This is a genomic window from Exiguobacterium sp. s56, assembly GCF_018618255.1.
Taxonomy (GTDB): Bacteria; Bacillota; Bacilli; order Exiguobacteriales; family Exiguobacteriaceae; genus Exiguobacterium; species Exiguobacterium chiriqhucha.
Genome location: NZ_JACSLR010000045.1, coordinates 1 through 576 on the forward strand (window position 1 = coordinate 1; position 576 = coordinate 576).

At 45.5% G+C, this 576-nt stretch carries 1 protein-coding gene; it reads right to left on the reverse strand.

From position 1 onward, the window contains the following. Nucleotides 1-548: IS21 family transposase (gene istA / locus KNP71_RS15765; protein WP_251132833.1), on the reverse strand; the 548-nt coding region annotated here is incomplete at its 3' end. Nucleotides 549-576 lie beyond the last annotated feature (28 nt).

Sequence of the window (576 nt, forward strand, 5' to 3'; positions counted from 1 at the left end):
ATCTGTTGCGGTACGCCATTGAAGAAGGCGAACGCATTCATATGGCACTTCATCAGAGTCTCCAGCGTCATGTCGGTCGTGAACTCGATATATCGCATCCTTGAATACCCGAGGATGATGGAGAAGGCATACACCATACGCATTTCACCGTCTACTTCATACATCCCGACATCACTCCAATCCATCTGTCCCTGTCGTCCAGGCGGCGTTTCAAACCTGACGGTAGCCTGCTTTTTAGGCTGAAGTCTGTAAGGTCTCACGTACTCTCTCAGAATCGTCATTTTCCCTTCATAGCCTAGCTTTTGAATCTCATCGAACAGAACCTCGCAATTGGTTGTACCTTCTTTGATACGTTCGTTTATGTAGTCTTCGTAGGGTTCGAGTTTTCCTTTCCTCTTTTTCCGCTTCACTTTCGTAGGTGCATTTTCCATCTTCAAATACTTTCGGATTGTCTTAGGATCATATCCCGTCTCGTCAGAGATGGCTCTGATTGTCCATCCTTTGCTTCTTAACTCACGAATCATAAAAAATCCCTCACTTCGGATCATGTCTCACACTCCATTTTCAGGTTGTCAG